General features: G+C 65.9%; 13 protein-coding genes and 2 tRNA genes. 9 read left to right on the forward strand and 6 right to left on the reverse strand.

Going from position 1 to position 12,577, the window contains the following annotated elements:
• Nucleotides 1-137 precede the first annotated feature (137 nt).
• Entirely contained in the window at nt 138-1,895 is a 1,758-nt protein-coding gene (gene ggt / locus AC07NG_RS21870; RefSeq protein WP_494596307.1) for a gamma-glutamyltransferase, read from the forward strand.
• Between the two features lie 173 nt (nt 1,896-2,068).
• On the opposite strand, the gene AC07NG_RS21875 is transcribed toward ggt, so the two are convergent.
• Together AC07NG_RS21875 and AC07NG_RS21880 are read right to left on the reverse strand one after the other, a co-directional pair.
• A complete protein-coding gene (locus tag AC07NG_RS21875) occupies nt 2,069-2,500 on the reverse strand; it encodes an acyl-CoA thioesterase (protein WP_110121666.1) in 432 nt (143 codons plus the stop codon).
• A 1-nt stretch (nt 2,501) separates the two neighbouring features.
• The gene (locus AC07NG_RS21880; RefSeq protein WP_110121667.1) at nt 2,502-2,783 is read right to left on the reverse strand and encodes a zinc-finger domain-containing protein; all 282 of its coding nucleotides are present in this window, start codon (nt 2,781-2,783) and stop codon (nt 2,502-2,504) included.
• A 153-nt stretch (nt 2,784-2,936) separates the two neighbouring features.
• Here AC07NG_RS21880 and AC07NG_RS21885 point away from each other — a divergent pair, with 153 nt between their 5' ends.
• Nucleotides 2,937-3,899 (forward strand): ABC transporter ATP-binding protein, encoded by a 963-nt coding sequence (locus tag AC07NG_RS21885; protein WP_487290677.1) that lies wholly within the window; start codon nt 2,937-2,939, stop codon nt 3,897-3,899.
• Nucleotides 3,900-4,107: 208 nt separating this feature from the next.
• Here AC07NG_RS21885 and AC07NG_RS21890 read toward each other — a convergent pair whose 3' ends face one another.
• A complete protein-coding gene (locus AC07NG_RS21890) occupies nt 4,108-5,010 on the reverse strand; it encodes a 5'-methylthioadenosine/S-adenosylhomocysteine nucleosidase (protein WP_494596310.1) in 903 nt (300 codons plus the stop codon).
• Nucleotides 5,011-5,147: 137 nt separating this feature from the next.
• Between AC07NG_RS21890 and AC07NG_RS21895 the strand changes: the two genes are divergently transcribed.
• From AC07NG_RS21895 to AC07NG_RS21910, 4 genes are all read left to right on the forward strand, one after another.
• Nucleotides 5,148-6,224, forward strand: a complete 1,077-nt coding sequence (locus tag AC07NG_RS21895; RefSeq protein WP_494596312.1) for a purine nucleoside permease — start codon at nt 5,148-5,150, stop codon at nt 6,222-6,224.
• 3 nt (nt 6,225-6,227) lie between these two features.
• The gene (locus tag AC07NG_RS21900) at nt 6,228-7,544 is read left to right on the forward strand and encodes an NCS2 family permease (RefSeq protein WP_494596314.1); all 1,317 of its coding nucleotides are present in this window, start codon (nt 6,228-6,230) and stop codon (nt 7,542-7,544) included.
• A gap of 58 nt (nt 7,545-7,602) precedes the next feature.
• A tRNA-Arg gene (locus AC07NG_RS21905) sits at nt 7,603-7,679 on the forward strand.
• Nucleotides 7,680-7,700: 21 nt separating this feature from the next.
• Nucleotides 7,701-7,777 (forward strand) — tRNA-Arg (locus AC07NG_RS21910).
• On the opposite strand, the gene AC07NG_RS21915 is transcribed toward AC07NG_RS21910, so the two are convergent.
• The 3 genes from AC07NG_RS21915 to AC07NG_RS21925 all read right to left on the reverse strand — a co-directional run bounded on the left by AC07NG_RS21915 (nt 7,733) and on the right by AC07NG_RS21925 (nt 10,281).
• Nucleotides 7,733-9,418: a recombinase family protein gene (locus AC07NG_RS21915; protein ID WP_494596349.1), complete on the reverse strand. Its 1,686-nt coding sequence runs from the start codon at nt 9,416-9,418 to the stop codon at nt 7,733-7,735. The genes AC07NG_RS21910 and AC07NG_RS21915 overlap by 45 nt on opposite strands.
• A gap of 17 nt (nt 9,419-9,435) precedes the next feature.
• Nucleotides 9,436-9,657, reverse strand: coding sequence for a hypothetical protein (locus AC07NG_RS21920; protein WP_494596315.1), 222 nt, complete (start codon nt 9,655-9,657; stop codon nt 9,436-9,438).
• Between the two features lie 102 nt (nt 9,658-9,759).
• Entirely contained in the window at nt 9,760-10,281 is a 522-nt protein-coding gene (locus AC07NG_RS21925) for a hypothetical protein (RefSeq protein ID WP_494596316.1), read from the reverse strand.
• 162 nt (nt 10,282-10,443) lie between these two features.
• On the opposite strand from AC07NG_RS21925, the gene AC07NG_RS21930 reads away from it, so the two are divergent.
• From AC07NG_RS21930 to AC07NG_RS21940, 3 genes are all read left to right on the forward strand, one after another.
• Nucleotides 10,444-10,650, forward strand: a complete 207-nt coding sequence (locus AC07NG_RS21930; protein ID WP_494596350.1) for a helix-turn-helix domain-containing protein — start codon at nt 10,444-10,446, stop codon at nt 10,648-10,650.
• Between the two features lie 295 nt (nt 10,651-10,945).
• Nucleotides 10,946-11,599, forward strand: coding sequence for a uracil phosphoribosyltransferase (locus AC07NG_RS21935; protein WP_494596318.1), 654 nt, complete (start codon nt 10,946-10,948; stop codon nt 11,597-11,599).
• Nucleotides 11,600-12,337: 738 nt separating this feature from the next.
• On the forward strand, nt 12,338-12,469 hold the full coding sequence (locus AC07NG_RS21940) for a hypothetical protein (RefSeq protein ID WP_494596320.1): 132 nt from the start codon (nt 12,338-12,340) through the stop codon (nt 12,467-12,469).
• The last annotated feature ends 108 nt before the right edge of the window (nt 12,470-12,577 follow it).

Here is a 12,577-nt window from a genome sequence, read left to right on the forward strand (position 1 = left end):
CGCAGGCATGCCGGGCGGTGTTTTTTGCGAGCGCGCTGGCGGCGGCGGAGGCATGGTTCGTCGAATCTCCGTCCCGGGAGTCGGCTTTGAAGCCGCTCGCCAGGACCTGTTCCGCGCTCCGTTCCGAGGATCCGCCCATGCGCCTGCCCGTTCTCGCCGCCCTCGCCGTCCTGACCGCTTGCGGAGGGATCGCCGGCTGCGCGACGCCGGCGGCGGTGGCCAAGGACAGGCCGGCCGCGGTCACGGCTCAGAGCACGGTTGGCGCCGCGGCCGCCTACAGCCCGCGCGGCATGGTCGCCACGGCCAATCCGCTGGCCACCGAGGCGGGCCTGCGGGTGCTGCGCGAAGGCGGCTCGGCCGTCGATGCGGCGGTGGCCGTGCAGGCGGTGCTGGGCCTGGTCGAGCCGCAGAGCTCGGGCCTTGGCGGCGGCTCGTTCCTGGTGGTCTACGACGCCAAGACCGGCAAGGTGACGGCCTATGACGGCCGCGAGACCGCGCCCGCCGCCGCGACGCCGGCCCTGTTCCTGGGCGACGACGGCAAGCCCGTGCCGTTCATCTCGGCGGTGCTGTCGGGGCGCTCGACCGGCGTGCCCGGCGCGGTCGGCATGCTGGCCCAGGCCCAGAAGGAGCACGGCGCCATCGCCTGGGACCGCCTGTTCCTCGACGCCGAAAAGCTGGCCGACCAGGGCTTCACGGTCAGCCCGCGCCTGGCCTCGATGATCAACGGCCGCTCGCCCCAGGGAAAGACGCCCGACGCCACGGCCTATTTCACCAAGCCCGACGGCCAGCGCTACCAGGCCGGCGAGACGCTGAAGAACCCGGCCTACGCCGCCACGGTGCGCCGCCTGGCCGCCGAGGGGCCGTCGGCCCTCTATGAAGGCCCGCTGGCCGAGGCGATCGTCGCCAAGCTGCACGAGGGCGAGCGGCCCTCGGCCATGACCCTGGCGGATCTGAAGACCTACAAGCCGCGCAGCGCCGACGCCCTCTGCCGGCCGTGGAAGGTCTATACCGTCTGCGTGCCCAACCCGTCGTCGAGCGGGGTGTCGCTGCTACAGGCCCTGCTGATGCTCGAGCACACCGACATCGACAAGCGCGGCCCCAAGGACCCGATCGCCTGGACCCAGATCGCCGAGGCCGAACGCGTCATGTACGCCGACCGCGACCGCTATGTCGGCGATCCGGGCAAGGTGAGCGTGCCGGTCGAGGGCCTGCTGGACCCGGCCTACGTCAAGGAACGCGCCAAGTTGATCGGCGAGACGGCCGGCCCGGTCCCCACCTTCGGCCTGCCCAAGGGCGCGCCGAAGGTCGGCCCGGACTCGACCATCGAGCCGGGCGGCACCACCCACTTCGTCATCGTCGATCCGGCGGGGAACGTGGTGTCGATGACCACCACGGTCGAGAGCATCTTCGGCTCGGGCCGGATGGTCGGCGGCTTCTTCCTCAACAACCAGCTGACCGACTTCAACTTCGCGCCGATCGACAAGGACGGCCTGCCCGGCGCCAACGCCGTGGCCGGGGGCAAGCGCCCGCGCTCGTCGATGTCGCCGCTGATCGTCCTGGACAAGAAGGGCAAGTTCCTGGCCGCCGTCGGCTCGCCGGGCGGCTCGGCGATCCTGTCCTATAACCTCAAGGCCATGGTCGGGGTGTTCGATTGGGGCCTGTCGATGCAGGACGCCGTGGCCCTGCCCAACCTGGTGGCGCGGGGCGACGTGTTCTCGGGCGAGGTCGACCGCTTCGGGCCGGAGCTGACGGCGGCGCTGCAAGCGCGCGGCGTGCTGGTCAAGGAAGGCCAGAACGAGAATTCGGGCCTGCACGGGGTGATCGTGCGCAAAGGCGGCGTGCTGGAAGGCGGCGCGGATCCGCGTCGCGAAGGCGTGGCGAAGGGGTTGGAATAGTCCGGCAAATCCTCCCCCTTTGGGGGAGGTGGCCCGGAGGGCCGGAGGGGGTAGCGCCGGCGCTGGACCCCCCCCCCCCCCCCCCCCCCCCCCCCCCCCCCCCGCGCCGGCGCTGGACCCCCTCAGTCGCTACGCGACAGCTCCCCCAGAGGGGGAGCATCCCCCGATCCGCCTTAAGGCAGCGGCCTCGGCTTGCGGTCTTCGCCGATGGCGACGAACGTGAACACGCCTTGGGTCACCTTGTGGGCCTTTTCGCCGTCGCGGCGGCGGCGCCAGGCTTCGACCTCGACCTTCAGCGAGGTGCGCCCCGTGTGGACGATGCGGGCGAAGAGACTCACCTCGTCGCCGACGAACACCGGGCTGATGAACACCATGCCGTCGACGGCGATGGTGGCGCAGCGGCCGGCGGCGCGGTGGAAGGCGATCGAGGCCGCCGCCAGGTCCATCTGCGACAGCAGCCAGCCGCCGAAGATGTCGCCTTCGGGGTTGGTGTCCGACGGCATGGCGATGGCGCGCAGGACCGGCGGGTCGTGCGGCCACTCGGCCGCTTCCCAGGCCTGGGCGAGGGTCTCGGCGCGAGGGCCGGAGAGGCTGGAGTCGTCCAACTTAGTGGCCGCCGGGGCCTTCGTAGACGCCGGGGGCGAGCTGCTCGTCCTCGTCGTGGCCGGCGTGCGAGGCGGCGATGAAGCGGCGGTCGCAATAGGGGCAGTCGACCGAGCCGGCCGCGCCCATCTCCAGCCACACGCGCGGGTGGCCCAGCGCGCCGCCGACGCCGTCGCAGGCGATGCGGTGCGAATGGACGTGGACGATTTCCGGGGCCGGGCCGGCGGTGACAGCGACGTCCATGCCCGTGGGGGCGGTCGGAGCTTCGGACTTGGCCTTGGCCATGGGAACTAACCTTCGAATTCTGAGCGCGGCCTTGGCTAGGCGGCGAACGAGGCATACCTATGCGACGCGTCGGCGCCGCGTCAATTCGGGCAAGGCGCCGCGCCTTCGTTTTCAAAGCCTTCGGCCCCGCGACGGGCCTTGATTGGACGCTTCATGGACCTGCCTGCCTACGCGATCGAAGCCGAGGGCCTGTTCAAGACCTATCCCGCCACCAAGACCGCGCCGGAGAAGCGGGCGCTGAACGGCATCGACCTGAAGGTGCCGCGCGGCTCGATCTTCGGCCTGCTGGGTCCGAACGGGGCTGGAAAATCGACCTTCATCAACATCCTGGCCGGCCTGACCCGCAAGTCGTCGGGCACGGTGCGGATCTGGGGCCGCGACATCGACGAGCGCCCCCGCGACGCCCGCGCCGCCATCGGCGTGGTGCCGCAGGAACTGGCCGCCGACGTCTTCTTCACCCCGCGCGAGTCGCTGGAGGTGCAGGCCGGCTATTACGGCGTGCCCAAGAACGAGCGCCGCACCGACGAGCTGCTCAACGCCCTGGGCCTGGGCGACAAGGCGAATGCTTACGTCCGCCAGCTGTCGGGCGGCATGAAGCGCCGGCTGATGGTGGCGAAAGCCATGGTCCACCAGCCGCCGGTGCTGATCCTCGACGAGCCGACCGCCGGCGTCGACGTCGAGCTGCGCCGCCAGCTGTGGGAATATGTGAAGGGCCTGCACGAGCTGGGCGTGACCATCGTGCTGACCACCCACTATCTGGAAGAGGCTCAGGAGCTCTGCGACCAGATCGCCATCGTCAACCGCGGCGAGGTGGTGGTCTGCGAGCCGACCCCGACGCTGCTGGGCCGGATGGACATCCGCAACGTGGTGGTGACCCCCGAGAGCCCGCTGGCGACGCCGCCGGCGCTGGAAGGCTTCGACACCAAGGGCCGCGCCGGCGGGGCCTTCTCGGTCAGCTACCGCACGGGCCAGTCGAGCGTCGAGCACGTGCTGGCCGCCGTGCGCGGCGCCGGCGTGTCGATCAAGGACATCGCGACGGAGGATCCGGACCTGGAGGACGTGTTCGTGTCGCTGACCTACGGCGATCCGAACGCCAAGGATCCGCTGAAGACCTGAGACCGCCTACGGAAAACCTCTCCCATGGGGAGAGGGAGGGGCCCGCGCCGAAGGCGTGGGAGGGTGAGGGGGTAAGACGTCTGCCGTCTCGTCCCCTTTTGACCCTGCCCTGTCCGGAAAGTCCGAAACCCCTCACCCTCCCATGCTGCGCATGGGCCCCTCCCTCTCCCTATGGGAGAGGTGGATTTGGGTTGGCAGAGGTTCGTCGTCAGGGCAACGCCCTGACAAACGCCCGCACCACCGTCGCGGAGTTATCCGCCGCCAGGCGCAGGAACACCGGGAACTGGTTGGTCGCCGGGTCGCCGCCAGCCAGGTCCGACAGGCTGCGGAAGGCGATGAACGGGGTCTTGTTGACATAGGCCACCTGGGCCACGGCGGCGCTCTCCATGTCGAGCACCCGGGCGCCGAAGGTCTTGTGGGCGTAGTCGCGGAAGGCGGCGTTGTCGACGAACACCGGGCCCGAGCCGCCGGCCCCGCCGACCACCACCTTGGGCGGCTTGGTCAGGCACTGGTCGGCGGCGCAGCGCTTCAGGGCCAGGCCTTCGACCGACTGGCGCGCCAGGGCGATCAGGGCCGGATCGGCGGCGAAGGAGAGCTTGTCTTCCGCCTTGGCCGGGTCCTGGTTCACCGTCACGGCGCGCGGATGCATCATGCCGAAATTGGGCAGGTCGCTGACCAGGCCGGGCGTCGGGGCGAAGCCGCCCGGAACCTCGCGGGCATAGGCCATCTCGGAGGTCTGGGCCCAGGTCTCCGGCGCCACCACGTCGCCGACCTCGAGTTCTGGATCGGCCCCGCCGGCCACGCCGGAGAACACGATGCGGACGACATGGAAGCGATCGAGGGCCGCTTGGGTGGTCATGGCCGCATTGACCATGCTGATCCCCGACAGTAACAGCACCACCGGCTTGCCCTCCAGCTTGCCGGTCACGTAGCGCGTGCCGGCGGCGACATACTCGTGCTTGTCGGCGGTCGCCGCCTCCAGCGCCGCCATCTCCGGCGGGAAGGCGCTGACCACGGCCGTGCGCGGCGCGGCGTCCAGGCGCTCGGCGGCGTTCGCGCCGATCGGCGTCAGCAGAAGAGCGCAGGCGAGGGCGGTCGAGACGATACGCATGGGGGGAGGCTTCCGATGGTCGATTCGGCGGCACCCTAGCCTCGCGCGCGCCGACGCCGGAAGGGCCGACGTCCAGCCTGTTGCATCGTCCGCCGGTTCCGACGACTTTCGCGCCGTTTTAAGTAAGCGGGGCAGGCATGAGGGCTTGGATTCTAAGAACATTGGTCGCTTTGGCGACCATTTTGGGGACGGTCCTCCTGGGTGCGAGCGCGCCAGGGCTGGCCCAGGCGGCCGCCAAGCCGATCCCGATCAAGGTCGTGGTCGTCACCACCTTCGAGATCGGGGCCGATACGGGCGACGTCGCCGGCGAGTTCCAGCCCTGGGTCGAGGGCTGGCCGCTGAAGCGTGAGATCAAGGTGCCGGGTATCCGCCACGTCGCCCGCTATTCCGACGACGGCGTGCTGGCCATCGTCAGCGACATGCGCGGCCGCACGCGCGAAAGCGTCGCGGCGCTGATCCTGTCAGACCAGTTCGACCTCTCGCACGCCTACTGGATCGTCAGCGGCATCGCCGGCGTCGATCCGGCCTCGGCCTCGGTCGGCAGCGCCGCTTGGGCCCGCTACGTCGTCGACGCCGACCCGATCTACGAGGTCGACGACCGCGAGATCCCGGCCGACTGGCCCTACGGCCTCTATTCCAACGACGCCGACCGTCCGAACGTGAAGGGCAAGGCCGAGGGCTCCAGCGCCATGGCCTGGACGCTCGACAAGGGCCTGGTCGACTGGGCCTACGCCCTGACCAAGGACGTCAAGCTGCCCGACAATCCGGATCTGGTGAAACTGCGCGCCGGCTATGTGAAGGAGCCCAATGCGGCCCGCCCGCCGTTCGTGCTGCAAGGCGACGCCCTGGGCACGGTGCGGTTCTGGCACGGAACCCAGCGCACCCAGTGGGCGCGCGACTGGGTCAAGCTCTGGACCGACGGCGCGGGGACCTTCACCATGAGCGACTGCGAAGACCAGGGGATCCTCGACGTGCTCGACGCCCATGCCGACAGCGGCCGCATCGACCGGCGCCGGGTGCTGGTGCTGCGCACGGCCAGCAACTACACCCGCCCGCCCCTGGGTGAGCCGACCTTCCCGCGCGTGCTGCACGACGACGGGGCCAAGGCCGGCTTCGAAGCCGAATTCCTCGTCGGGGGCGTCGTCGCCCGCGACCTCGTCAAGCACTGGGACCGCTACGCGCGCGCCCTGCCTACTCCGGCTGGGAGCCGATAAGTCATGCTCGAACGCCTCTTCCACCTGAAGGCCCAGGGAACCAACGTCCGCACCGAGGTGCTGGCGGGCCTGACCACCTTCATGACCATGGCCTATATCGTCGTGGTCAATCCGGCGATCCTGGGCGAGGCTGGCATGCCGGTGGCCGCCGTCGCCGCCGCCACCTGCCTGGCCGCCGGCCTCGGCTCGATCCTGATGGGGCTGATCGCCAACTACCCGCTGGCCCTGGCCCCCGGCATGGGCCTCAACGCCTACTTCACCTACACCGTGGTCAAGGGCATGGGCGTGCCGTGGGAGACCGCGCTCGGCTGCGTGTTCATCTCGGGCGTGGCCTTCCTGATCCTTACCGTCGCCGGCATCCGCCAGATGATCGTGGCCGCCATCCCCCGGCCGCTGTTCTCCGCCGTCGCGGCCGGGGTGGGTCTCTTCATCGCCTTCATCGGCCTGAAGGACGCCGGCGTCATCGTCGCCAACCCGGCCACGGCCGTGGCCCTGGGCGACCTGACCACCCCGACGGCGGCCCTGGCCCTGATCGGCCTCGTCGTCATCGCCGCCCTGCAGGCCTGGCGCGTGAAGGGCGCGATCCTGATCGGCATCCTGCTGGCCGCCATCGCCGGCTGGCTGCTGGGCCTGTCGAAGTTCACGCCCGGCGCCTATAGCCTGACGGATCTTTCGGCCACCTTCCTGAAGATGGACGTGGGCGCCGCCCTGCATCTGCGCGGCGGCATGGGCGTCGCCCTGCTCGAGATCATCTTCGTCTTCCTGTTCGTCGACCTCTTCGACAATGTCGGCACCCTGGTCGCCGTCACCAAGAAGGCCGGCCTCGTCCAGCCCGACGGCACGATCCCGCGCCTCAACCGCATCCTCACCGCCGACTCGGCCGCCACCATGATCGGGGCCGCGGCCGGCACCAGCACGGTGTGCAGCTACATCGAGAGCGCCTCGGGCGTCACCGCCGGCGGCCGCACCGGCCTGACGGCCGTGGTGGTCGGGATCTTGTTCCTGATCACCCTGTTCTTCGCCCCGCTGGTCCAGGCCATCCCCGCCGCCGCCACGGCCCCGGCCCTGGTGCTGGTGGGGGCGCTGATGATCGGCTCGCTGGCCGAGGTCGATTGGAACGACCCGACGGTGGCCATCCCGGCCTTCCTGACGGTGATCACCATCCCACTGACCTTCTCGATCGCCAACGGCCTGGCGTTCGGCATCACCAGCTACGCGATCCTCAAGGCCGCGACGGGCAAGCTGCGCAAGGGCGACTGGCTGCTGGTGGTCCTCGCCGCGCTCTTCGTGCTGCGCTTCGTCTATCTGGCGAAAGGCTGACCAAAACCCTTTGCGCAGGCGCGGCTTTCGGCTAAGACCGCGCTTCCGCAAGGCGGATGCACCCGTAGCTCAGCTGGATAGAGCGTTGCCCTCCGAAGGCAAAGGTCACACGTTCGAATCGTGTCGGGTGCGCCAGTCTCTCTTGCCGAAAAATGCGCGCCCGTAGCTCAGCTGGATAGAGCATCAGACTACGAATCTGAGGGTCGGACGTTCGAATCGTTCCGGGCGCGCCACTTCGGTTTAAGGACACGAACTCCGAGAACCGCCGATTGTTCGCCTGCCGAGGCGGCCAGGGTTCTGAGCAAATCAGTCCTATTTCCCATAATGCGGATCTCGTTCTTCGAGACCACCTCCACGCGCTGCGCCACCGCGCGCACGTGCTCACGACGGTACTTGCCGTCTTCTCCGCGTAGCCGTTCCCGCGCCGCTTCAGCGAAGCGACCCAGGGTCTCGGGAGTCAGCATCGGCCCAAGCTTTTCCAACACCGCCTCGGCACGGTCGGAGTCAGCCCGAGACTCGTCGCGGATGATCGCAAGCTCACGCATTCGGTCCTTGAGGTCCTGATCGTCGGTCGAGGCCAAGCCGTCTTCAATGGCCTCGTACAAGCGCTTGAGCTTCGTTGCTGCCTGGGTCGCCCGCTGCCTGAGTTCGACGACGTGCGATCGGCGGCGATCAATCCAATCGGTTCGCTTATCGATGACGTTTCCCAGCAGCACCCCCAAGCGCTCGGGATGGAGAAGCCTGCGCTCCAGATGCTCGATCACGGCGTCATCAAGCTTATCCACGCGAACGGTAATCCCCTCGCAGCCGGTAGGGCCTTGGCGGGCCTTGGTCGAACAAGTGTAGTAGCGATAGTGAGCGCCTGTGGCGCTCGTGCCTGAGCGCAGCGTCATGGCTCCCCCGCACTTGCTGCAAAAGCAGATGCCAGCCAGCAGCAAGCCGCAGGTCACGTGATTGGGCCGCATCTGCTTCCAGTGGCGTAGGTGCAGGGAGTCCTGCACGGCCTGAAACTCCTCGCGGGTGACGATGGCCGGCACTTGGCAGATAGCGTGTTCTTCTTCCGGCTTGCGCCGCTTCAGCTTGGCGCTGGTCCGGTTGAAGTGGTGCTCGCCCATGTATGACGGGCGATGAAGGATCTGGTGGATAGCGTCGAGGCCGAACTTGCCCCCATCACGGGTGCGGATCTCGCGATCGTTGAGATGGGCGGCGATGGATTTGAAGCCCATGGGGCCAGAGCCATCAGCGCCGAAGAGAGCGAGCCGATAGATGAGCCGGATCTTCTCGGCGTTGACGGGGTCGATCTCCAGCTTCTTCTTGAGCTTCGCGCCTCGCTGTTCGGCGACGTAGACCCGATACCCCAAGGGCGGCCGGGAGCCGTTCCAGAATCCTTGCCGCGCGTTCTCCTTCATGGCCCGCAGGGTGTGCTTGGCGTTCTCCTTGGACTGGTACTCATCGAAGAGCGCCATGATGTTGCGCATCATCGCGCTCATGGGGTCGTCGCCTAGTTCTTGGGTAATCGAGACCAGGCGGACGCCGTTCTTGGCGATCTTCCGAACGTAAAACTCGAACAGGAACTGGTCCCGGAAGAACCGGGAAAACGAATGGACGAGGATGACGTCGAAGGGCGCAGGCTTACTCAAGGCCGCTTCGATCATCGCCTGGAAGGCCGGGCGCTTGTCGTCCGTGGCGGTGTTGCCCGGCTCGACGAACGCCTCGCCTGGCGTCCACTCCTTGCCGGCGCAATAGGCCTCCATTTGCCTCCGCTGATCGGGGATCGACAGATCGCTATCAGCTTGGCGCCCAGTTGAGACGCGCAAGTAGAGCGCCGCCCTCGACGCCATCGAGGTCGGGTCTGGCTCGATCAATCGGCCCATGGGATAGCTCCAGATGTTCAGGGGATAGGGCCGAACAGCTCGTCGAGCACGTCGGCGAAGAAGGCTTCGATGATCCGCGCCTCATGGTCAGTGACGGGGACAAAGTCCGGCCAGTTGTCGGTGACCGCGATGGCTTCGGAGGCGAGCGGCAGACTCGCAGATCGCTGGACGGGGTCCGGCGAGAGATAGTCGTAGAGGTCTGGTGGAGGCTGTGCCTCGCGGGAACGACGACGTGCCATCCTGCGACGATGGCCCGGCGCTGCCTACGAGCAACGACTACGTGGCGCCCGGCGTAGCCTAGCGCGCAAAGACAGGAAAACGGCGGGGCAGCGTTCGCCGCGTCAGGCCGTGGGAAGGCTCGGCGGCACATAGGGCTCTCCGCAGCCGGGGCACTTTGCCGCCGTCAGGAATGTAATTGCCTGATGGATCAGGGGCGCGGTCGGCCCCGCGTCATGCACGTCCATCCGGGCCGCGATAACGAGGAGGCTCACGGCCTCGTGGACGTTGCGCGGCTTGAGCTTCTTGATGGCGTCGAACTGGCGCTTACGCTCGTCCCAGAGGACGTCCATTTCCGCTTCGATCGCCGCCATTTCTGGCGCCATGGGCAAGCCCAGCCGCTCCTTTTCGGTCATGCGGAAGTAGTCGTATCCAGACGCTGCCAGGATCTCCAAGGCGGCCCAACGCCGGGCTAGGCGGTCGGACTCGAAATCGGTCGTCAGCCACTGCGCGCACTGGGCAATGAGGCCGTCAGCGGCGGACGCTGCGGCCGCTCCGGCGACCGTGCAGGCGAGAGGCGTTGCCGATGCCGCGCCAAGCAAGGTGCGGCGGGAAACAGTAGTCGGATCTTCCTTGCGTTCAGACATGCGGGGGCTCCCGGCGCAGGCGCTCGGCCCGAGTGGCGAGTCAATCGGTGGAGTTTTGGAGGATTCTGCTTAGACTTCAGCGGATTTCGCCGAGTGAGTCAACAAAAATTCGCAATAAGTCGGAGAATTTCTCTAAAAATGATCCTGCCTGCTCAAATTCGAATGGCGAGAGCTGCCCTCGGCATAAGCGTGAGGGCGCTCGCGGAGCGCTCGGGCGTGGCAGATTCCACAATTCATCGGTTCGAGTCGAATAAGGGTGGCATGCAAACCGGCACTCTTGATCGCATCCAAGCTGCCTTAGAGGAGGATGGGGTGTTTTTCGTCAGCGCTGACGCAAGCGGCGGCCCCGGTGTCCGCCTCCGCTCGTAAGAGCGTGGCCGCAAGTGGCCAGGGCTCGCCCTGGTCCGCTTGCCGAGCGCCTGTCGGGCGGGACGGTGAGGGTCAAGGGCGGCTTCGCCGTCGCTGCGCGATGCGCGCCCGAGGGCGCGCACCCTTGACGCTCATCGGCCCGTCCGGCCTCGGGTCTATCTAAAATGGCGGGATCGCGGACCGTCACGGGTCCTAGAAGTCGGCCCTTTATCGCCGAGAAAATTCGGCGCAAGGTTCACGAGCAAAATTCGTGGAAAACGTTGTAGTGCTCACTGGAACGAAGCACGGAGAGTGCATGACAGTCCCTGTTAAAATCGTTTGGCATCCGCTGGCGGAGCACAAACTCACCCTGCTTCGTGATCGCGCCAGTGACAGCTCAAAGGCGCGAGACCTTATTTATGAGCTGGGCCTTATGCTCGCGGTAGAGGCGACCAGAGAGTTTTCCCTCGTCGCAGACGCCCGCTTTGATTTTGAGGGACGAGCAAACAGCGGGCGACTGATGGAGCAGTGGAACGTTGTCGCCATGCCGGTTATGCGCAGTGGCCTTGTGCTGGGCGAGGCCTTTAGCCGAATTCTTCCCTCAGCACGAACGGGTCATATCGGCATACATCATGATTATTTAAATGAAGAGCCGGCGGTTGTATACATGGTATCCGTTCCAAGCGCGCCGGATCTGACAGATTTTTTTGTAATCGACAGCATAATCGGAACCGGCGAGACAATGAAGGTTGCCGTGAACGAGCTGAGAGATCTTGGTGTTGGATCTAGTCAGATCCGAATTGCTGTTCTTTCGGCCCACGAGCATGGCATACATGAATTTTATAAAGATAAAAGCAATCTGGAAATCCCGATTTATACATTTGAAGTGATATCTGACGTTGACGATGTCGGCTTACCCGCTTTTGGATTTGGTAATACGGCCGATAGAATTTACGGGACGGGTCGGTAATGTCGACGGCCAAGATAAAAGTTTATGCTAAAGTCGTGCGGGATGGGGCAGCTTGCCATATATACTCTAAAGACGGAAAGCTGATCGCGGCTAATGAGAATATCGAAGAAAAAGATGGCTACGCCCATAATCACACAACGAAAGACGCGGCCGACCTTTTAGCTGATCAGTTTGGAATAGATACAGATCTCCGAAAAGAATTTCGCTTTGAAATTTGTGCGCTTGTCGAAAGATTTAATCCTACGAGGATAGAATATAATTTGCCAACCTCTCCAGCTCGTGAATATAGGTCGCGCGAAAATATAATTGACTATTTGCGGAGCCCTGAAGGTTTCGGGCCCTGGTTGGACGCTGGCCTTCTAACCCGTCCACTGATCCGTGAGAAATCTCAGAGGGCGTATATGGCATTAGCCAACTGGCTCCGGAGCAACACACTACCCACTGACCTTCCCATACCTACCAAAACCGAGATGGTTGATCGTCGGGCGGCCAACCTAAGTTCAGCGTCGGCCGCCTCCCCGAAGGCTGCGAAGGCACTTTACGATCGACATAGGTACGCCGTTAAGCGAGCGCGGGAAAAGCGGAGCGAAGGCTAAAAACGAGCTTGAGCGACTTTACAAAGAAACACGACGGAAAAATTTGTTGACCCTGAGCGGGCCTGGTGTTTCATTGCCTGCGCGGCTCGGCGCCGCGCCGCGAACGGCCCCGAGCGCGGCAACCTTGACCGGAGCGAAAGAGATGACCACTCCTCAGCAAACCCAGCAGCAAGGCCAGCGCGACGCTACGCAGGGCAACGGCCCCGCGAACAACCCGAACTGGACGGCGGATCAAAAGAAGGCCTACGACGCGGCCTACAAGCAGAACAAATAATCGCTTCCAGCAGCGATTGTTTAAGGGGGGCGAAACCGCCCCCCTTTTTTCGTAATTCCTGCTTCATCCTAGATTTGCCCCTATTTTCGCGGGGGCGTCAGCGTACGC

This window comes from Caulobacter sp. GW821-FHT10C03, from assembly GCF_059415485.1.

Excerpts from the sequence above, each read along its gene's own strand:
- ggt (WP_494596307.1), top strand. The coding sequence starts at position 138 with ATGCGCCTGCCCGTTCTCGCCGCCCTCGCCGTCCTGACCGCTTGCGGA.
- AC07NG_RS21935 (WP_494596318.1), top strand. The coding sequence starts at position 10,946 with ATGACAGTCCCTGTTAAAATCGTTTGGCATCCGCTGGCGGAGCACAAA.
- AC07NG_RS21885 (WP_487290677.1), top strand. The coding sequence starts at position 2,937 with ATGGACCTGCCTGCCTACGCGATCGAAGCCGAGGGCCTGTTCAAGACC.
- AC07NG_RS21880 (WP_110121667.1), bottom strand. The coding sequence starts at position 2,783 with ATGGCCAAGGCCAAGTCCGAAGCTCCGACCGCCCCCACGGGCATGGAC.
- AC07NG_RS21930 (WP_494596350.1), top strand. The coding sequence starts at position 10,444 with ATGGCGAGAGCTGCCCTCGGCATAAGCGTGAGGGCGCTCGCGGAGCGC.
- AC07NG_RS21925 (WP_494596316.1), bottom strand. The coding sequence starts at position 10,281 with ATGTCTGAACGCAAGGAAGATCCGACTACTGTTTCCCGCCGCACCTTG.
- AC07NG_RS21895 (WP_494596312.1), top strand. The coding sequence starts at position 5,148 with ATGAGGGCTTGGATTCTAAGAACATTGGTCGCTTTGGCGACCATTTTG.
- AC07NG_RS21900 (WP_494596314.1), top strand. The coding sequence starts at position 6,228 with ATGCTCGAACGCCTCTTCCACCTGAAGGCCCAGGGAACCAACGTCCGC.
- AC07NG_RS21940 (WP_494596320.1), top strand. The coding sequence starts at position 12,338 with ATGACCACTCCTCAGCAAACCCAGCAGCAAGGCCAGCGCGACGCTACG.
- AC07NG_RS21890 (WP_494596310.1), bottom strand. The coding sequence starts at position 5,010 with ATGCGTATCGTCTCGACCGCCCTCGCCTGCGCTCTTCTGCTGACGCCG.
- AC07NG_RS21920 (WP_494596315.1), bottom strand. The coding sequence starts at position 9,657 with ATGGCACGTCGTCGTTCCCGCGAGGCACAGCCTCCACCAGACCTCTAC.
- AC07NG_RS21915 (WP_494596349.1), bottom strand. The coding sequence starts at position 9,418 with ATGGGCCGATTGATCGAGCCAGACCCGACCTCGATGGCGTCGAGGGCG.